General features: G+C 37.6%; 15 protein-coding genes. 13 read left to right on the top strand and 2 right to left on the bottom strand.

The features are described 5' to 3' along the window. Window positions 1-79: 79 nt before the first annotated feature. The 13 genes from V4P54_RS04360 to V4P54_RS04300 all read left to right on the top strand — a co-directional run bounded on the left by V4P54_RS04360 (window position 80) and on the right by V4P54_RS04300 (window position 13633). Window positions 80-388: a type IV secretion system protein VirB7 gene (locus tag V4P54_RS04360; RefSeq protein WP_455476824.1), complete on the top strand. Its 309-nt coding sequence runs from the start codon at window positions 80-82 to the stop codon at window positions 386-388. After that, window positions 378-1046 (top strand): virB8 family protein, encoded by a 669-nt coding sequence (locus V4P54_RS04355; RefSeq protein WP_455476823.1) that lies wholly within the window; start codon window positions 378-380, stop codon window positions 1044-1046. The genes V4P54_RS04360 and V4P54_RS04355 overlap by 11 nt, the downstream gene beginning before the upstream one ends. Then, window positions 1043-1909: a P-type conjugative transfer protein VirB9 gene (virB9, locus tag V4P54_RS04350; RefSeq protein ID WP_455476822.1), complete on the top strand. Its 867-nt coding sequence runs from the start codon at window positions 1043-1045 to the stop codon at window positions 1907-1909. Before V4P54_RS04355 ends, virB9 begins: the two co-directional genes overlap by 4 nt. Next, window positions 1902-3062 (top strand): type IV secretion system protein VirB10, encoded by a 1161-nt coding sequence (gene virB10, locus V4P54_RS04345; protein ID WP_455476821.1) that lies wholly within the window; start codon window positions 1902-1904, stop codon window positions 3060-3062. The genes virB9 and virB10 overlap by 8 nt, the downstream gene beginning before the upstream one ends. Next, complete coding sequence (gene virB11, locus V4P54_RS04340; protein ID WP_455476820.1) at window positions 3059-4129, top strand: P-type DNA transfer ATPase VirB11; 1071 nt, start codon at window positions 3059-3061, stop codon at window positions 4127-4129. Before virB10 ends, virB11 begins: the two co-directional genes overlap by 4 nt. A 66-nt stretch (window positions 4130-4195) precedes the next feature. Next, window positions 4196-4318, top strand: a complete 123-nt coding sequence (locus V4P54_RS04335; protein ID WP_455476819.1) for a hypothetical protein — start codon at window positions 4196-4198, stop codon at window positions 4316-4318. A gap of 115 nt (window positions 4319-4433) precedes the next feature. Then, the gene (locus tag V4P54_RS04330) at window positions 4434-5306 is read left to right on the top strand and encodes a BID domain-containing T4SS effector (protein WP_455476818.1); all 873 of its coding nucleotides are present in this window, start codon (window positions 4434-4436) and stop codon (window positions 5304-5306) included. Between the two features lie 164 nt (window positions 5307-5470). After that, the gene (locus V4P54_RS04325) at window positions 5471-6466 is read left to right on the top strand and encodes a BID domain-containing T4SS effector (RefSeq protein ID WP_455476817.1); all 996 of its coding nucleotides are present in this window, start codon (window positions 5471-5473) and stop codon (window positions 6464-6466) included. A gap of 178 nt (window positions 6467-6644) precedes the next feature. Further along, entirely contained in the window at window positions 6645-8339 is a 1695-nt protein-coding gene (locus tag V4P54_RS04320) for a BID domain-containing T4SS effector (protein WP_455476816.1), read from the top strand. Window positions 8340-8539: 200 nt separating this feature from the next. Beyond that, window positions 8540-9277, top strand: coding sequence for a BID domain-containing T4SS effector (locus V4P54_RS04315; RefSeq protein WP_455476815.1), 738 nt, complete (start codon window positions 8540-8542; stop codon window positions 9275-9277). A gap of 50 nt (window positions 9278-9327) precedes the next feature. Beyond that, window positions 9328-10425, top strand: coding sequence for a BID domain-containing T4SS effector (locus V4P54_RS04310; RefSeq protein WP_455476814.1), 1098 nt, complete (start codon window positions 9328-9330; stop codon window positions 10423-10425). Between the two features lie 88 nt (window positions 10426-10513). After that, window positions 10514-12433 (top strand): Ti-type conjugative transfer system protein TraG, encoded by a 1920-nt coding sequence (traG, locus tag V4P54_RS04305; RefSeq protein WP_455476813.1) that lies wholly within the window; start codon window positions 10514-10516, stop codon window positions 12431-12433. A 756-nt stretch (window positions 12434-13189) separates the two neighbouring features. Continuing rightward, window positions 13190-13633: a flagellar protein FlgN gene (locus V4P54_RS04300; RefSeq protein ID WP_455476812.1), complete on the top strand. Its 444-nt coding sequence runs from the start codon at window positions 13190-13192 to the stop codon at window positions 13631-13633. Window positions 13634-13958: 325 nt separating this feature from the next. On the opposite strand, the gene V4P54_RS04295 is transcribed toward V4P54_RS04300, so the two are convergent. Together V4P54_RS04295 and V4P54_RS04290 are read right to left on the bottom strand one after the other, a co-directional pair. Continuing rightward, a complete protein-coding gene (locus V4P54_RS04295; protein ID WP_455476811.1) occupies window positions 13959-17045 on the bottom strand; it encodes an autotransporter outer membrane beta-barrel domain-containing protein in 3087 nt (1028 codons plus the stop codon). A 156-nt stretch (window positions 17046-17201) separates the two neighbouring features. Next, window positions 17202-19478, bottom strand: coding sequence for an autotransporter outer membrane beta-barrel domain-containing protein (locus tag V4P54_RS04290; RefSeq protein WP_455476810.1), 2277 nt, complete (start codon window positions 19476-19478; stop codon window positions 17202-17204). Between the last annotated feature and the right edge of the window lie 50 nt (window positions 19479-19528).

The following is a 19528-nucleotide window of genomic DNA, read 5'->3' as shown; positions in this document are numbered from 1 at the left end:
GCGATGCAATATTTTCATTGTGAGCGCGCTTAATATGAGAGAATTAACATATTGTTTTTTTTATATATGGGCTTAGAAGATGAAGTTAAAAATCACTGTTGTTGCAATCATTGCAATCGTTTTTACAGGTTGTTCCTCCCTTCGTGGCACAAAAAAACCACCGCGATGTGATGGTAGAAACACTCGTGTTTTGAATAAAGACAAGTGGAATTGGAATGGTCGTGACGTTATTTCCCGAGAAAAAAATGTAAAATCGGTTGTAGCAGCGCCCATTATTCTTAACATGCTGGAAAGTGAAAAAGCAAACCCTGATGTTATATCTAATCCAGCTTTATTGAATTCAGTAAACCGTGAAGTGTCACCTATGGAGGCGGCACGTGAAAAGTGATGCATTTGATCAATATGTGAGAGAAGCGCGATCATTCGATATTGATCGTATGCATGGTATGCGGTTGCGGATGAAAATTTCGATGGCTTTAACGGTTCTTTTTGGATTGATGACAATTGCTCTGGCCTTGGCTGTTGCTGCATTAACGCCTTTAAAAACGATAGAACCTTTTGTTATCCGCGTCGATAATTCAACAGGAATTGTTGATACCATTAGCGCATTAAAAGATGTGCCAAATGATTATGATGAAGCGGTAACGCGCTACTTTGCAAGTAAATATGTTCGTGCGCGTGAAAGCTTTCAATTATCAGAAGTAGAAAATAATTTTCGCATAATCTCCCTTTTATCTTCAGTAGAAGAACAAAATCGTTTTGCAAAATGGTATTCAGGGCATAATCCAGAAAGCCCGCAAAATACTTATCAAAAGATGACTGTTACGGTAAAAATCAAATCAATTTCCTTTTTAAGCAAGGATCTTATCCAAGTACGCTATTATAAAACTGTTAAGGCATTTAATGACAAAGAAAATATTTCTCATTGGGTTTCTATCTTAAGTTTTTCTTACGTTAATGCGGGCATTTCAGCGGAAGATAGATTAGTTAACCCGCTTGGTTTTCAAGTATTGGAATACAGATCTGATCCGGAGGTGGTGGAATGATCAGATTTTTGGGAATAATTTTTTTAGCATTTATTGTCGAAATAAGTTGTTATATGAGCTCGTTATTTGCAGAAACAGCTCCTGTTCGTGCACGAAAAGATAATCGTATTAGATTTGTCGATTATGATCCATATAATGTTACGAAAATTATTGGATCTATACTCTCTTCAGTTCAAATTGAATTTGCTGATGATGAAGAGGTTACTTATGTAGGTATTGGCAATTCTGTTGCTTGGCAAGTTGCACCAGCTAGTCATTTTGTTTTTCTAAAAGCACGCGAAGTTCAGCCTATTACCAATCTACAAATTGTAACGAGTCGTCAAGATGGGACAAAACGGTCTTATCAGTTTGAATTAAAAGTGCGTGAAGGTGAGGTTTCAGCTGGCAGTGATACGTATTTTCTTGTGAAGTTTCGCTATCCAGAAGATGAAGCTTTACGTAAAAAGTTAGCTGAGGAAAAAAAGGCTGCGCAGCGTGAGGAAGATTTTGTTGATGATGTTTTAGATGCCCATGAAAATTTTGGGCCACGTAATTGGGCATATACGGCTCAAGGTTCGCTTTTAATTGAACCAAATTCTGTTTTTGATAATGGAAAAACAACAACATTTATTTTTTCAGGTAACGCTGAAATTCCTGCCATTTATCTTGTATCGCCTGATGGCCAAGAATCGCTAGTCCCAAAATCGATTCAGGGAAATAAAGTTATTGTTCATGCCATATCTGCGCAATTTACTTTGCGTCGTGGCAGTGAAGTTCTGTGCATCTTCAATACAAGATTTGTTCCTGAAGGAATTAACCCTGAAACTGGTACGACATCACCATCTGTACAACGTAAAGTAAATATAGGAAGCCGCCATGACTGACGAAATGGATGAAATAAGCATCGATGATCGTGATACCATAAGAGATGGTAAAAGAAAAAATGCTCATTTAAATCTGGGCAAAGTAGTTGCTGGTTTCGTTCTTTTATGTGTCTGTTGCTATTTGGTATATTCAATGTTGCCGGAGGAAAAAAAACAATTTATTGAGATCCCAAAAGAAACAGTAATTAAGCAAACAGAATTTTTTCAACCCCAAAGGTCAAAACCTGAACCTCTCGAATTGGTTGAACAAGATAAGTCTTTATTGCCAAAAGTTGAGTTACCAACACCACAAATAGGACAATCAAGTTCTGATAATTCACTTTTAGAGGCAGCACAACGTGCTCCTGTGCTTGCTTATGCTGCTACTAATCAAAGACAAGTAAAAGCGAGAGCCGATAACGATGGTGCTGAGTTGAATAAAACTGAAAATAGGGATGATGATGGAATAAAACGCTTTAATCATCTCCTGAAGCCAACAATTCTTGAGGGGATCCGTGCTTCAGCACTTGGTAATAGAAATTATATCATGACGATGGGTGCTTTTATTCCTTGTATTTTAGAAACAGCGATTAGTAGTGATCAGCAGGGATTTGTTAGTTGTATCGTTGCCAGAGATATTTTATCAGATAACGGTCGCGTTGTTTTACTTGATAAAGGCACACAAATCGTTGGCGAATATCGTGCTGGGTTAAAAAAAGGTCAAAATCGTCTCTTTGTGCTGTGGACGAGAGCTAAAACTCCAAATGGGATCATTATAACATTAGCATCACCGGCAACGGATTCTTTGGGGCGTTCCGGTGTTGATGGTGATATTGACAATCATTGGTTTGAACGGATCAGTTCTGCACTGTTTTTATCAATTGTAAAAATTGGAACACGTTACGCTAGTCGTCGTTTATCTGGTGAAGCTGAAACAAAAGATTCTGAAATTACTTCTTCGGGGCAAAATATTGCAAATATTCTCGTAGAAAATTATCTTCATATTCCACCAACATTGAATAAAAATCAAGGTGAAATGGTTAATGTTTTTGTTGCTCGTGATTTAGATTTTTCCAATGTTTATAGATTAAAGGTGGTTGAAAGCAAAAAACGTATTTTAAATCGAGCTATTTCAGGGAATTTTCATAAAAATTTTGGAGGACCCCTGAAATGAATCAAGCTTTACATAATATAAACGATGAAACCATCGCAATTATCTTAACAAAACTTAAGCCTATCAGGGATTTCTTGAAAGATGACAGCCTTTTTGAAATCGTCATTAATCGCCCTTATCAAGTGATGATTGAAGGGCTTGATGGATGGAAAACAGTAGAAGCACCGGATTTATCTTTTAGCGAGCTTATGGGTATTGCTAAGGTCGTTGCTTCTTATTCTAAGCAGAATATATCTGATAAAAATCCTATATTATCTGCCACCTTACCAGATAATGAGCGTATTCAAATTGTCATTCCTCCAGCAGTGAAAAAAGATGCGTTCAGTATGACAATTCGCAAACCATCATCATTTAATTTTTCACTTGAAGATCTGGCTGACAAAGGATTATTTTCAGTCTGTGAACAGGTGTCATTTACGCTATTGCATGATTACCAATCTCGTATTAACGAATTAAAAACCATTGAACACGATCTGGTTACGACATACTGCAATGGGGATTTTGTTTCCTTTTTAAATCAAGCCGTAAAGCTGCAAAAAAATATTCTTATTTCTGGAAAAACAGGCTCTGGAAAAACTACTTTATCAAAGGCACTGATTGCTAAAATCCCAGATGATGAACGTATTATCACTATTGAAGATACTCCAGAGTTAATTGTGCCACAGCAAAATCACGTATCTATGATTTATTCGAAAGATGGTCAAGGTTTAGCTTCTGTTGGGCCAAAAGAACTTCTTGAATCTGCTTTACGGATGCGTCCTGATCGTATTCTTTTGCAAGAGCTTCGAGATGGCACTGCTTTTTATTATATACGGAATGTCAATTCAGGTCATCCCGGTTCAATTACTACAGTTCATGCGTCGACATCTCTTGCTGCATTTGAGCAAATGACTCTTTTGGTCAAAGAAAGTGAAGGTGGGAGTGATTTAGAGCGTGATGATATTCGTGGTTTGTTGATTTCAATGATTGATATTGTTGTTCAGTGTAAGCGCATTGAGGGAAAGTTTAAGGTCACAGAAATTTATTATGATCCATTCAAGCAACGAAACGTTTTTGGAGGTAATTAGATGAGGGATGTTTTGACATAAAATAATTTTAAAACAAATAGTTAATAAAGTTAAGAGGAAATACGTATGAAAAGAATAACAATTGATCGTTTTACATTTTTTATGTCGGAAGAATTGCAAAAGCACTTTCAAGCAGTGGATTTTGCCGCCGGCGTATATGTGGTTGGGGGGTATAACGCTTCATCCTGAAATGCTTAAAATTTTAGAAGGATAGCGACACAAAGTGAGACTAAAGTCTTGGGTATAAATATTTTGTTTTCGGAATCATCCGATACAGATTTAATTGAAAGGAATTGTAGATACTATGAAAAAGATAAAACCCAATATTCAGCATACGGGTGTAGTTGGTGAGGCAACTTCAGATTATGACGGATTGTCTGAAAGCAGTAGTTTTGAGGAGAGTCTTAGTGTTGAAGTTGCAGAATTTAAAGAGCCAGATCGAATTCTCATTCCAGCAAGGAGGTATACGCCTTTAGCGAAAGAAGAAGTTGCCGAAATGGTACAAGAAGATCTTGATGTAAAAGCGCAGAGAGAGCGCGTTGATAGGTGTGCAAGAGTTGTTTATGGCAATTCTAGTGCGTGGAAAAGAAGGCTGGAGGCGATTAATAAAGATCCACAATTGAGTGTGCAATTGTGTCAGCAAATCGTATCAAATCCTAGGTCTGTTTCATCTTTGGCAGGTTTTGAGTTATTTTGCTTAAAAAGTAATGCACGCGTTGAAGCTGAAAATCATATTCCGCTGTTTCAGAATGCAGTTGAAAATTATTCACGTACTTTAGTCCGTGTTGGAATGGACATTCGTAGAGAGTGTCAAGGAGTTCAAGAAAGAACTGGTGTAATGATAAATCGAAAAGTGCGTGACCTTCTTGCTTTATCGGTAGGTGAGCAAAGAGAAGTTTTGATTAGTTCTCCGGAGATGCGGGGAGAGGTTCATACTTTTGCACAACAATGCCAGAGGCGTTTATCATCAAGAGAAAGAAAATGGGTTTCTGAGAATAATCATCGGAAACTTGCTGCAAGTCTTGGTGTGCCAGCAGGAGAAGCAAAGGAAATTTCTGAACTAATTCAAGCAACGGTAGATGCAAGCAGTTATGCAAAGTTTATTGAAAAACATGAGAAGAGCCCAGTTCTTGCCAAACCTCGGCAACGTTCCAATGTGATGGCTATGGCTAGCTAAAAAGGCAAAATTTGGACTTTTCATTATTTACACTTGTGCTGTGGAATACATAGCGTTTGCGTATATAGCGGTAGGTCAAGATGAAAATCTTGGTCAAATAAGTCTCCGTTTTTGGAGATATTCGATACAGATAAAGCAACGATTTAAAAGGAGTTTTTAATGATATGAAAAATACTGATATTAGTTCGAGTGCTTCTATAGATTCAACAGTTTCTGGTTATGGTTCCTCGACAATTTCAAGTGATAGTACGTCTCATAAAGGTGTTAGTAGTCAAAATAGCTTTGATAGTTATATATTCGATGTTAGAGATGCTGATGCTTTTGGTGAGGGAGAGATTCCTGCACGTGCAATGCTAAAAATGTTAAAGCCTAGGGATGATTTCGTTTTGAGATATCCATCGGATGAAGGGCTTAAAAAAGTTTTGATTCCACCCAGAAAATTTGATCCTCTCACGAAAACTGAATTGATTACAATGTTGCAGGAGGATGTTCGTGTTCAGGTGGCCACTGAACAAGTTCATAAATTGGCAAGCATTGTTTATGGAAACCACAAAGCGGTGAATGGTGTGATGGAGGAGATCCTCAACAATCCAAGTTCAAGCAGCGGTTTTGCTGAGCAGATTTCAAGATCTCCTCGATCTGTTTCTTCTTTGGCAGGGATTGATCTATGTTGCATCAAAAATCAAAGGCGCGTTGATGCTGAAGATAATGTTTCCTTTCTTTGTAGTGCGCTTGTAATTTATGGACGTGTCGTAAACCATGTTGAGAAGGAAATTTTAAGAGATTACCAAAAAATGCAAGAGCGTCGAGGGCAGACTGTTCATATGCCGAGTAAGGATGTAGTAGATTTTCTTAATTTACCAGTAAAATGCCAGAGAGAAATTTTGGTTACCTCCTCTATGATGCGGGATCAAGTTGGTAATTTTTGTAAAAAAATAAGCTCTCGCTTATCATCATCAGATATGCAGGCAATAGATAATTCGAACTATCAGAAATTGGCCAAAAGTCTCGGCGTATCACGGCGGGAAGCAAGAGATATTACAGAAATGGTTCAAAAAGCTTCAGACGCACATGACTATTCAAAAATAGTTAAAATGCGTCAACAAATTGCTGCAAAACCTCCAGTTCATCGCTCTCAAGCGATGGCTATGAATGGCTAAAGTAATGGCCATGGTCGGCTAAAAATGCAAAGCCTCGCCTCTTCATAACCAATGCTTGTACCGGAAAATGTAAGCATTTGTTGATGCTGTGGCGAGGTAAGACAGAATTTAGCTCTGTGTAACATCTGTTTTCGGAAGTATCCGATACAGATTTAATTGAAAGGAATTTATAGATACTATGAAAAAGACAAAAAGTAAAATTCATGTTAGACCCAGCAGCTATTCGGTTTCTCCTGCAAGGGAAGGTAGAACTTATGAAGGCATATATAAAGGATCTGGTCTTGGCAGTGTCGTTGTCGAGCTTGCAAGTAGTTATGTTGTTTGCGATGAAGATTGGTTTACACCAGAACAATTAAAAAGTTTTAAAGCTGGTTTGTGTATCAGCTTTACCGTTCCTACAGCTCAAGAGGTAAGAGAGACACTCATCCCATCGGAAAAAATAAAGCCTTTAACGAAGGAAGAAATTCTTAAACTGCTTCAAGAGGATGCAGGCGTTAGGGCGAGTAGAGAGAAGGTTCGAGAGCTTTCAAAAACTGTTTATGGTCATTCTAGTACATTGGATGAAAAGTTGCGTGCGCTTAATAAAGATCCAGAATTGAGTGGGCAATTTTTTAACCAAATTTTAAAAAATCCGCAATCTATTTCTTCTTTGGCAGGAGTTCAGCTCTTTTCAAAGAAAAGTCAGACGCGTATAGATGCTGAAGCAAGTGTTATGCCGCTTTGTTTATCACTCGCAGGCTATGCAAATGCTGTAAGGCATGCTGAAGGAGCAATTACTTTAGAGCATAAGGAACAACAGTATCGCAAAGAACAGGTTGTTAAAATGCCGAGCAAAGATTTGCAAGCTCTTCTTTCTTCTCCAAAAGACAAACAAGAAGAAAAATTATCTACTTCTATTTCATTGCAGAAAGAACTTGCTAGCTTCATGTCTCAATTGCAATCTCGTTTATCTGCAGGAGAAAAGAGTGCGATAGAGCGTAATGATTATCGAGGCCTCGCAGCAAGTATTGGCACATCAGGAAGTAAAGCGGAGAAAATTGTAAATTTGTTTCAGAAAGCACAGGAAGCTTGTTCACTTGTTCAGATAGTCAAAGTTGCTGCTAAAGCGCCTGAAGTTTCTCCGCAGGAGATTCGAGCGCCTTTGGAAGCTACTCAGGCTGCTTGTCAAGAGGTGAGAGTTTCTTCTGAAACTGTTGTGAGACCTCGTCGTGCGCCTCCTCCGGTTCCTTCTCGTCCATCTGCTCAGGAGTCTCTTTGTGAAACTCCTCATGTTGTACTTCGCACTGTTAAGGATCCCCTTCGTGAGGCACCACAGGCCGCACCTCGTACTGTCAAGGTTCCGCTTCGTGAGGCACCACAGGCCGCACCTCGCACTGTTAAGGATCCCCTTCGTGAGGCACTACAGGCTGCACCTCGTACTGTCAAGGCCCCCCTTCGTGAGGCACCACAGGCCGCACCTCGTACTGTTAAGGCTCCGCTTCGTGAGGCACCAAAGGTTGCGCCTCGTACTGTTAAGGCTCCGCTTCGTGAGGCACCACAGGCTGCACCTCCTCGTGTTGCCATGGTTCCTCCCCGTGCAGTTCATCCGGTTTCGTCGCGTTCTACTGGTGGTCCTCATCGTGCACCTCCTCCGGTTCCTGTTCGCTCCGTTAGCACTTCCCCTGATGTCCTTAAATCTTTCCCCAGCGTAGGTCGGTCTTCTTCTGACATTAAAGCCTCTCTTTGTTCTGTTAAGGCATCTCTTGGTGTCGTTAAGGTTTCTCCTGAAGCTGTTAAGGCTCATTCTGATGCAGTGCTGCGGGTTCCTTCTGGTGGTTCTCGGATTGCTCAGTCTAGGGCTCATCGTCCCAAAACGATAGCTATGGCGAGCTAATAAAATTCATCGCTCTAAAGCGGTGATTATGGTCAGCTAAAAAGTGCAGTGCCTTGCATTTTTGTTATTTGCACTTTCATTAAAAAATGCAGGGCATTTATTGGCTAAAGAATAATATGAGATGGCGATTTTGCCCTCTAAAAAGTTTGTTTTCGGGTATTTCCGAAGTAGTAAAAATTATTTTAAGGAGTTTAAATTATATGAAACAGGAAGCTAATGATGGTGGTGTTCTCATTCCAGCAGAACAGGTAAATCCTTTAGCAAAGGAAGAAGTTGCTGCAATGCTTAGAGAAGATGTTTGTGTTCAGTTTACTAAAGAACAAGTTTGTAAGTTATCAGGAATTGTTTATGGTAATCCGAATAAATTAAATAAACAGTTGGAAAAGGCTTTGATAGATCCAGGTTTTGGCGATCGATTTTCTGGTCAAATTGGGCGGTATCCAACATCTGTTTCTTCTTTTGCAGGGATTGATGTTTTTTTTGTCAAAAGCCAGTCGCGTGTTGAGGCTGAAAATAGTGCCCATCTTCTTGGCGCTGCATTTTCAAAATATATGACTGCTATAAGACAGTCTAAAGGTGAGATCCATAAAGAGCATCAAGAAGCACAACAACGTAAATCGAAATCTGTTAAAATGCCGAGTCAAGAGTTAAGAAATCTTTTTTCTTTATCAAAGGAAGAACAGAAAGAGATTTTGCTTCAGAATCCTAGCATGCAGAAAGAACTTGGTTCTCTTATAACTTCATTAAATTCTCGCTTATCGGTAGAAGAAAAGAGAGCGGTAAATAACCGTGATCATGAACAACTTGCTACAAGCATTGGTGTATCAGGAGAGAAAGCAAAGGAAATTTCTAATATTATTTGTTGTGCCAAAGAAGTACATCGTCTTTCTCAAGATCTGGTTCGTCGTCGTCCTGTTGCGCTAGCTATGGCGAGCTAAAAACGCATGCTTTGCCCCTTCATTGCTCAATGTTTGTATCAGAAAAATGCATGACATTTGTTTATGTAGGGGCAAGGAAATATGGTTTTTGGATTTGTGTAACGTTTGTTTTTGAGATTTCAGATCTAACAAAAAACCCTTCTTTAATTGAAAGGAAATTTATAAATCAGATGAGAAGAAATCTTACTAATCAGAATAATATTAATCGGTATCTTGTTATGGATGTCGAGGGAGGAGTAACCTATAACGGTATTTATAAAGGTGCTAGTTCTGATAGTTTTATGGTTGATGTTTTTCATGGTTATGTGGTTGGCAGTCCAGATCATCTTTCGCCAGAACAGTTAAAAAATTTCAAGATTGGTGAGCGTGTTGTCTTTACTGCTCGAACATTGCAAGAGTTCAGAAATATTCTCATTCCAGCAGAAAAAATAAATCCTCTAATGAAGGAAGAAATTGTTGAATTACTTCGAGGTGATGCTCGTGTTCAGACTTGTAGAGCACAGGTTTGCAAACTATCAAAAATTGTTTTTGGTCATTCCAATAAGTTAGATGAAAAGATGGACATGATGGATATGGAGCCGAGTTTTGGGGATCGATTTTCTAATCAAATTAAGCGATATCCAACATCTATTTCTCCTTTGGCAGGAGTCAATTTGTTGTTCTTAAAAAGTCGAGCACGCATCAATTCTGAAGCGAATATTTCGTTGCTTAGCGCGGCCGTCACAAATTATGCAAGTGTTGTAACACATGTTAGAGCAGAGTTCCTTAATGAGCATAAAAAAGAGCAACAACGCAAATCACAATTTGTAAAATTACCAAGTCAGGATTTACGAGATCTCTTTTCTTTACCACCAGCAGAACAGAAAGACGTTTTATTTCATTATCCTGAGATACGGAAAGAGCTCAACAGTTTTGTTCAAAAATTAAACAACCGTTTATCTTTGGAAGAAAAGAAAGCTGTACAGGATAACGATTATAAGACGCTCGCTGAAAGTATTGGCATTTCAGGTGGGAAAGCAATGGAAGTCATAGGTATTGTTCAGCAAGCCAAGGAAGCATACAGGTTTTCTCAAACAATAAGAGTTGTTTGTTCTAAAGAGATGTCTATGGTCAGCCAAAGAGGGTTAGGACGCGCATCCTCGTTTTAACATTTATGTATGGGGATTATTTTCATAATCACTCATAGAGAGATGGCTTTTTTACAGCATATCCTGAAAAACTGAAGGTCACAATATAATGAAATATACAAAGATACAGTTGGTGTTTATTTTTGCTCCTATTGTTTTTGGTGCTTTAATAATATTCCTTGTTCCGCATCTGTTGTTGTTTGCGGCAAATGGGTTAACGACAAGTCAGGCCTATTGGTATTTTCGTGCAGAACCATTGTTGGTTCTGATTTCAGTTGTTGTTGCGGCGTTTATTTATACTATGCTGCAAAAATTACATCTGCAAAAAGCGATAACGTTTGTTTCAGCTGTTTTTTTTGGTGGTGTTGCTCTTTATTATTTTTGTCATGAAATTAAACGTTTAAGTCCTTATGTTGGTCAAAACGGAATAACTTGGGGATATGCTTTAAGATTTATGGATCCTATGGTTGTTTTTGGCACAGTTGCTGGAATTGTTCTTTTAATTGTTCAAGGCATTATAACTTCTCCTCGGATTAGTAATGTGAAGCGTGCAAAAAAAGGGGTTTTTGGGAATGCATCATGGATGAATTTAAGAGATGCCGCGAAAATTTTTCCTCCAGATGGTCAAATTGTGGTTGGTGAAAGATATCGTGTTGACCAAGATAGTGTGCGCAATATTTCTTTTGTGCCAAGTAATAAAGAAACGTGGGGTAAAGGTGGAAAAGCACCTTTGCTAACTTTTAATCTTGATTTTGGTTCAACCCACATGATTTTTTTTGCTGGTTCTGGTGGGTATAAAACGACAAGTACGGTGGTTCCGACGTGTTTAACATATTCGGGATCTGTAGTTTGTCTTGACCCTTCAACGGAGGTTGCGCCAATGGTTAAATTTGCGCGTGAGAAAATGGATAATAGAAATGTTATTGTTCTCGATCCAAATTCGGCATGGACAAAAAATTTTAATGTCATCGATTGGTTGTTAAACGACAAGGTACCGCGTGCACAACGTGAGGCTAATATTGTTAGTTTTGCTAAGTTGCTTTTAACAGATAAAAAATCAGATAATTCCTCCGCGGAATATTTTTCAACACAAGCACATAATCTTTTGTCTGCTCTTCTTGCACATGTCATATTTTCTGATGAATATGAAGAGAGTGAGCGTAATTTAAAAACATTACGCAAGATTCTTTCTCAACCAGAAGCGGTTATTATTGAACAATTGCGCAATATTCAAGAAACTTCATTCTCTCCTTTTATTCGTGAAATGGTTGGTATTTTTACGGAAATGGCAGATCAAACTTTTTCTGGGGTTTACACAACTGCGTCAAAAGATACACAGTGGCTCTCTTTGTCCAATTATGCCGATCTTGTTTGTGGTAGCGACTTCTCATCTTCGGATATTGCAAATGGTAATATGGATGTTTTTCTCAATCTACCTGCAAGCATTTTAAATAGTTATCCAGGGATTGGACGTGTGATTATCGGTGCTTTTTTAAATGCTATGGTTATGGCCGATGGGAATTATAAAAAACGTGTTTTGTTTGTGTTAGATGAAGTTGATCTTCTTGGTTATATGAATGTTTTGGAAGAGGCGCGCGATCGTGGCCGTAAATATGGCACATCTTTGATGCTGTTTTATCAATCTTATGGTCAGTTAGTGAACCATTTCGGAGAGTCAGGAGCTAGATCATGGTTTGAAAGTTGTTCATTTGTGAGTTATGCTGCTATTAAAGATTTACAAACAGCTAAGGATATGTCGGAACGCTGTGGTCAAATGACCGTTGAAGTAACTGGAATAAGCAAACCTAAAGGTTTGTCTTTTGGGAAAAGTTCTCAAAATATTAACTATCAGCAAAGGGCACTTATTTTGCCTCATGAGATTATTCAGGATATGCGTCAAGATGAGCAAATCATTTTCATGCAAGGACAATCGCCTTTACGATGTGGACGGGCGATCTATTTCAGAAGAAAAGAAATGTTGGCAGCAGCTGAAAAGAACAGATTCGCACCACAGACAAAGAAAAACTAACAAATATTCTTTTTGAATGTTTAGAAATTGAATGTTTAGAAAGTAAAAAGTGTGAGTTTCTATCTCATACAGATTGATCCATAGAGGATTTTTATCATCTGATAAAGTATGAATAGGAGGGATGTTTTTTGTACCTCATTCTTGTGTAAAAAGGAAGATTTGTGAGGGTTACATAGGGTTTTTATTACTAAAATTCATCTGTTATATTAGTTAGAAATTGTTTAGATGACGTTCTTCTGTTGACAAATTTTGTATTTATGCAAGATTATTGTACATGTGCAGGGTATGGCATGCTAGAAGAGCAGGCTTTTTAAGTTTGATTTAGTATGTTCTTGTAAGGTGCTAAGTTGCTGCACTGTTGGGTGAATATACACCAAGCGTTGTGGAGGGTAAAAATGCTAGAATCTTTTAGAAATTTGAATTTTTACAGACTGCAAATTTTTATTAAAAATAGGCAGTATGAATTTGGAAATTTATGATTTTTATTGCCTATTTTGCGGGGATCACTTGAGAGGGGTAGAGCGTTTTATGAAACTTTTGTCATGCCAATAATGATTTATGAGCAGGTGTGCATGGGAGTTTTGTATGACGAATTAAGAGCTGGATGGGTATTGGTTGTTATGGATCGTTGTACTACTATTTGTATGATTATCTGCATAATAGACTAAATTTATCGCCTCAGCATTGAAGGGAGGGCTCTTGATTATCTTTATTTAGGATCAAGATTAAATGTAGTGTTTTTGAAGGGGAAATGAAATGTCTGTAGCACAATATAGTGATGGTGGTGTTGCGCCAAAAGCAACAGTTCTTGGCAATGATCTCATTGATCGTGATTGGGCGATGAAAAAATTTGTTGCTGCTGTTAAGGGATTGGCACAAGTGATCGACTATGAGAGCAATATGCTAGAAAGTAACGGTATTCCAGATTATGAAGAAGTTAGTTTATGTAAGACGCGTGGCTTACGTGATTTGAATAAATCTATGAGCGATGTGAAACGCTACATGAATCAAGACATAGAGAATGAAGTAAAGACTTTATTGTCTGATTTACAAGAAAAACTGCACCGTAATAGTGAATTGCTTCAAAGTCACTTAGTGGCAGTTAATGATCTTTTTCATGATATGCAAGGAGCCAGTTCTTTAAAAGAAACTGATAAGATTTATGATCCAGTTTTGATTGGTATTGGGCGTTCTAAGTAATTGCAATGATTATCAGTTGATGCGCACTCTGAGATTGCTGTTGGATATTTTTGAATATTTTAGTACTGTAGTGTGTACGGCTATTATTTTGTTGTTATTAAAAACCTGCTCATTGTAGTGTGGGTTTTATCTCAGGAGTAGGTTTTTTACTCCTGCTTGAGTCTGTAAAGGGTTCTTGCTTTTGTTTTTGAGTAAAGAGGTGGCTTTCTCTATGTAGGAGTCTCCTTTTTATTTTTATTATATAGGTTTTTCTAAAAATAAACTTTAACTAATAAAAAAAGCGGCACAGATGCCGCCTTTAGATATGATCAGATAGTGACATTTTCTAAAAAAGATAGTGTATTCCCCCAGAAAAATTTGTTCCAGATACGCCTTCTTTTTGGAGTTTATGCCGGTAACTAATATCACCGTGAAGTGCAATATGTTGAGACAGATATGCATTAATGCCGATTCCACCCTCAATCGAAGATCCGATTTTATCAATGTGAAAATTGTCAACAATTTTTATTGTTCCACCATTCCCAAAAGCTTTTAGAAAATTTAATTTTCCATAAAATGAAATACGGTTATCTTCTTCGGTTGTAGTTGTCGTTTGGATTAAACGTCCTCCGATACGTATCAATAATTGATGAAGACTACCTACATTTACTTCAAAGCTTTGAACATCAGAAATGGTTCCAAACATCAATTTTTGATAAATAAGTTGCATCTGTGGTTCAAAAGTGAGCCCCTTGGTACTAGTCGCTAATCTTTGTCCAATGGTGGCAGATGCACTTAATGCCCTTGCATTATCTAATTCTGCTGCAGTGCCTATGATAGCTGTGGTGATATTTCCTTTTAGCAATCCGTAGGAAAGAAGTGCATTTAGATATGTACCATTCTTATGCTGGAAGTCACCGTAAGCTATCGCTGACCATTTACTGAGTTGAGTTTTTTCAGAATCTTTCACATCTTTTGGAGTGAAAGAGAGCTTTCCATATGAACCTAAAAGACCAAAATGTGTGGTGGTGTCTTCTCCTTCTAATGCAGCTAATGGTGCACCTACTTGTAAAGCAGCATAATTCATACTAGCATCATAGCCATGATGCCGAGGTTTATGATTTGAAAATAAATTAGCTTTCTCTCCATAAGGGGAGAAGAAGATACCTCGTTTTTCGTTATATTCTGATTCAAATACTGTTGTTCGCATATTACTTAACAGTATATTTTGATTGTTTATATCAACGAGTCCAGCAGAAAATACAGCATTTGGCATAACCAAATAATTTGCAACCTGTGGAAGAGGGGATCTTTGTAATCGGAAGTCCCAAAAATTGTTGTCTTTCCTGCCAAACAGGTTTTGATTAGCATCAGACATTTTTGGCTGATAGGCCGTGAGAGTGTATCTATAAGGTGAACCGCCCATTACAAAGTATTCTTTCTCCATTTTGAAGGAGTTTTTATTGGCTGGTCCAGAGATTTGAATTATTGAAATTCCATCTGTTTCTGGAGAGAAAGATACAGCATATTCTTTCTCAACAGGACTTTTATTAGTCATTTCTCTACTATTTTCAAGGAGATTGATATGAACTATAGTGGTTCCAGAGACATCACCATCAATAATAATGCGGTCTGTTTTTTGTTCGGTTACTGGATAATTACTGCTCCATTGAGAGTTTAAATGAATTTGTGCTTTACCTGTTGCATTATAAACCACTGTAGTTTTTTGGGGGTTATCTCCTTGTTGTAGTTTAGATCCTATGTACAGTGTTTGATAATTTCCTGCTGTTGGCTTATCAAACACGATGCTGCTATCTTGAAGGTTCAAGATAGAAAGATTAGAATATGATCTCGCATCAATTCCATAATGTTTATAATCTGATGGATCTTTATCATTATTTCTTGTATTTTTATTTTGTTTTAATAACCATTTTGTATTATTATTTAAAATAAGGGTTGTTTTATTATCTTCTAATACTCTTACTCTGCCTTCCAAAAGAGAGTTTTTTGCCGTTAATGTAAGTATGTGTGCTGGGGCTCCGTTGTCCTTTTCATTTTTTGATAAAATGTCAGAATGTACTTCTGAATTTATCAGATTAACTTCACTATTTGCTCCAGCTCCATAAACACCAATGCCAATACCATTTTCAGAAAAAATTTTTGTATTGGTTAATGTTACATGATTAACAATCTTTACTTCTTGGGTAGCATTCTCATTTTTTTCATCTTCAATGTACCTTGAAGGAGCATTGCGAACGCCTCGGAGAGCAATACCATGAGCACCAAAGTTATACGTAGTTCTAATGGTTGAACCTTCAAGATTTATCGTACCATTTTCGCTTAGCAAACCGGTCGATGCAGCTGTTATGTTTATGCTTGTAGCATCAATGTTTCCGCCATCTGACGCATTTAATCCGATAAATTTTGAAAGAATTGTACCTCCTACTATTTCTATTGTGGCATTTTCTCCTCTTGAATTTACAGCGACATAATCGCTTTGTACGTTAGCATTATGTAAGACTGTTGTTTTATTTTTTTCTGCACTGATTTCAGATTGTATGTCTCCATCCTGTTCAATAGGTCGTTCTGGTATGGGTTTCTCTTGTTTTGGTCTTTCAGAGGTAGAGTGGGATATTTCTGAATTGAGAACTGCATCTGGATGTCTTCCGGGTTTTAATTCTGTATTGCCTGTAGCATCAGGTTTTCTGGGTACAGTTTCTCTATCTGTAGATTCTACAGATGGACGCTCCATAGAGATGGCATTTTCATCCTGGCGGTTTGGAGGATAGGATGGTTGTGGTAATTCCGCCAACGGGGGAAGTGGTTGGGAACCTGGATGATGGTTGGGCTGTGGTAATTCCATCAATGGAGGATGTGGTAAGTGACCTAGAGGATAATGGGGGGAATGAGGTAATCTCTCAAATGGAGGATATGGTGGGTGATTGGGATTGGGGGGGTATGGCAATCCTTCCAATGGAGGAGGTGGTGGGTAACCTGGAGGATAGGGAGGCTGTATTAATCCTTCAAGTGGAGGTTCTGTTGGATAATTTGCGGAATAGGGTGGTAATTCCGTAGGTGAAGATTCTACAATCGGGGGTTCTGTATGGCTACCGTGATGATTGCTATGCGTGGCGGCAGGCAACGGTACTACAGAAATTTCCATTAAAGGAGGAGGAGCTATGATTTCTGTAGGATTATATCCTTCACCGGTTCCTCTGTGCCTTATTATAGCTTCATTATGTCCAGATATAGAGTTCATAGGAGCAAGGTTGATGCCCATGATTGATGGATATGTGGCAGGCTTCAAAGGAGGAAGGTTTCTAACGTTTAATCTTTCAATTACAGGTGCTACCGCATCCAAAGCATAAGACAAAGTAGACTGGGAGCACAATATGCTTCCAGAAATTGTGCATAGTAAGAGACTCTTTTTCATACAGATATGTTCCTAAATATTCATTCCCCTCCCTCACTTATTATTTTTCTCTTTAAAAATTTCGTAATATTTTGTGTATATTACGTTTTTATTTTAAAGATCAAAACGACATATAGGAAACACTGTATAAATTTCAAACGAGTTGATTAAAAAGTTTTAAAAACGATATCTAATTCCACTAGAGAAATTTGTTCCAGATATACCGGATTTTTGAAGTTTATGCTGGTAACTAACATCGCCATAAAGTGTGATATTTTTAGATAAATATGCACTAATACCGGCACCGCCTTCAATTGAAGTTCCAATTTGATCAATATAGAAGGCGTCAGCAATTTTTATTGTTTCATTATTATCACCAAAAGCTTTGGTTATGTTTAATTTTCCATAAAGGGAAATGTCACGACCTTGTTCAGTCTTGTTGACAGTTTTTGTTAAGCGTCCACCAATATTTAACAATACTCGATAGGGATTTCCAATATCTACCTTGAATCCATCTATATCTGAGAGAGTTCCAAGTGCCAAACGCTGATAAACAAATTGTGCTTTTGGTTCAAACACTAATCCATTTGTATCGATTGCGAGTTTTTTGCTAATGGTGGCAGATATACTAAGCGTTTTTGCATTTTCTAATTTAGCAGTATTCTTTTTGATTGCTGTGGTAATATTTCCGTCTACTCTTCCGTAAGAGAGTAGCGTGTTTATATACACACTGTCGTTATATTGGACACTACCATATGCGGTAATTGACCATTTGTTAAATGCGTTTTTCTTAGAGTCTTCCATGCCCAATGGGATGAATGATAGCTTTCCATATGTACTCAAAAAACCAAAATTTGTGATAGCATTTTTGCCTTCTAGAGTGGCTAATGTAATACCTGCTTGTAATGCAGTATAGTTAATGTCAGCACCATATCCATATTGCTTTGCATTACGACTAGAAGATAATGTTTCCATATTTCCGTAGGAAGAGAAGAAAATTTCTGAAATGTTTTTCTTTTTACTGTTCTCTGTTTCAGATACTGCGTTTCGCATATTACTTAACAGTATGTTTTGGTTATTAACATCAGCGAATCCAGAGGAAAATATAACATTAGGCATTACCAAATAACTTGCTATTTGTGGTACAAGAGCTCTGACCTTTTTTTCAGGATCGATATAGGCATTTTGTAATCGGAAATCCCAAAAACTATCATTTTCTTCTAAAAAACTTTGCTCAACATTTGCTTTACCACGTTTTGATGTTGGTCCATAGGCACTAAGAATATATTTATAAGGCAAACCGCTCATTGTGGCGTAGCCATTTGCTAATTTGAAAGAGCCTTCATTTGCTTTTCCTGAGATTTGAACGAGTGAAAGACCGCGCACATTTGAGGGGGCAATATCATTCGCTTCTTGTTTATCACTTTTTAAAGGATTATTAAGGTGGATTGTTGTATTTCCTGATACGTTACCATGAATGAGAAGACGATCAGTTTTTTGTTCTGTTTTTTCTAGACCGTCGCTCCATTCAACATTGAAATGGATTGTCGTATTGCCCTTCGCATTGTAGATTTCTGCAGTATTTTGTCCACTATTCCTTTGTTGTGCAGATCCTACGCTTAGTGTTTGATAATGGTTTTCTATTGGCTCTTTAAAAATAATGGTACTGTTTTCAAGATTAAGTACAGAAACAGTAGAATGTGTCCTTTGACTGATGTCTAGTAGAGAGTAACCAAATAATACGAGATCGTTATCTATTTCATTTTGGCTACTCTTTACAAACCATTTACTGTTATTTTTCAAATTAAAAATCGTTGTGTTGTTTTCTAACGTTCTTACCCTACCTTCCAGAATTGAACGATCGGCAGTTAATATAAGGGTAACCGGATTGGCAGGTATTGTCGGGATTATAGGTACCTTATTTTTTAGCAACACGTCAGCAACAATTTTTGAATTTTTAAGTCTTATATTTCCACTCGCTAATGGTAAAATACCAACGCCATCGCTAACAAGAAGTTTCGTATTTATAAGTGTTGCTTCACTGGGGGTTTCTGTTCTTCCTGTTTGAAAAACGATACCATGGCTTTCATGGTTACCTTTGACAGTTATTATAGAATCTTCAAGATTTATCGTACTATTTGAAGTTTGTAGGCCTGTTATTATTGTCTTTGCATTAATTTTTTTAGCATTAATTTGTGCACCGTTCGCTGTATTCAACAAAGCACCTTCTGAGGTGATATCTCCATTTATGATTTTAAGAACGGAATTTGGTCCAGTTACACTAACAGGAAACATTCTGTCGCGGATTCTAACATTGCCTACTAAGACGTTTTCTCCTTCGGTAAGATTAATGTTTGGGTGGTCAACAAGGGCAGTACTTGCACAAGCTGAGTTAAAATGTGAAAAAACAAGAGATCCAGCAATTGCACACAATAAAAAATTTTTCTTATACATAGGCATGCCCTTCATGTTGATGTATTTATTCCTAGAGATTGCCCCATTTT

The organism is Bartonella sp. B41 (assembly GCF_053795765.1).
Note: the sequence above shows the minus strand (reverse complement) of the source record. Positions and strands in the feature narration are given on the sequence as shown.

What these genes read in the sequence shown, in the direction of transcription:
- V4P54_RS04360 (WP_455476824.1), top strand. Translation starts at nt 80, where the DNA reads ATGAAGTTAAAAATCACTGTTGTTGCAATCATTGCAATCGTTTTTACA.
- virB9 (WP_455476822.1), top strand. Translation starts at nt 1,043, where the DNA reads ATGATCAGATTTTTGGGAATAATTTTTTTAGCATTTATTGTCGAAATA.
- virB10 (WP_455476821.1), top strand. Translation starts at nt 1,902, where the DNA reads ATGACTGACGAAATGGATGAAATAAGCATCGATGATCGTGATACCATA.
- virB11 (WP_455476820.1), top strand. Translation starts at nt 3,059, where the DNA reads ATGAATCAAGCTTTACATAATATAAACGATGAAACCATCGCAATTATC.
- V4P54_RS04335 (WP_455476819.1), top strand. Translation starts at nt 4,196, where the DNA reads ATGAAAAGAATAACAATTGATCGTTTTACATTTTTTATGTCGGAAGAA.
- V4P54_RS04330 (WP_455476818.1), top strand. Translation starts at nt 4,434, where the DNA reads ATGAAAAAGATAAAACCCAATATTCAGCATACGGGTGTAGTTGGTGAG.
- V4P54_RS04325 (WP_455476817.1), top strand. Translation starts at nt 5,471, where the DNA reads ATGAAAAATACTGATATTAGTTCGAGTGCTTCTATAGATTCAACAGTT.
- V4P54_RS04320 (WP_455476816.1), top strand. Translation starts at nt 6,645, where the DNA reads ATGAAAAAGACAAAAAGTAAAATTCATGTTAGACCCAGCAGCTATTCG.
- V4P54_RS04315 (WP_455476815.1), top strand. Translation starts at nt 8,540, where the DNA reads ATGAAACAGGAAGCTAATGATGGTGGTGTTCTCATTCCAGCAGAACAG.
- V4P54_RS04310 (WP_455476814.1), top strand. Translation starts at nt 9,328, where the DNA reads ATGACATTTGTTTATGTAGGGGCAAGGAAATATGGTTTTTGGATTTGT.
- traG (WP_455476813.1), top strand. Translation starts at nt 10,514, where the DNA reads ATGAAATATACAAAGATACAGTTGGTGTTTATTTTTGCTCCTATTGTT.
- V4P54_RS04300 (WP_455476812.1), top strand. Translation starts at nt 13,190, where the DNA reads ATGTCTGTAGCACAATATAGTGATGGTGGTGTTGCGCCAAAAGCAACA.
- V4P54_RS04295 (WP_455476811.1), bottom strand. Translation starts at nt 17,045, where the DNA reads ATGAAAAAGAGTCTCTTACTATGCACAATTTCTGGAAGCATATTGTGC.
- V4P54_RS04290 (WP_455476810.1), bottom strand. Translation starts at nt 19,478, where the DNA reads ATGTATAAGAAAAATTTTTTATTGTGTGCAATTGCTGGATCTCTTGTT.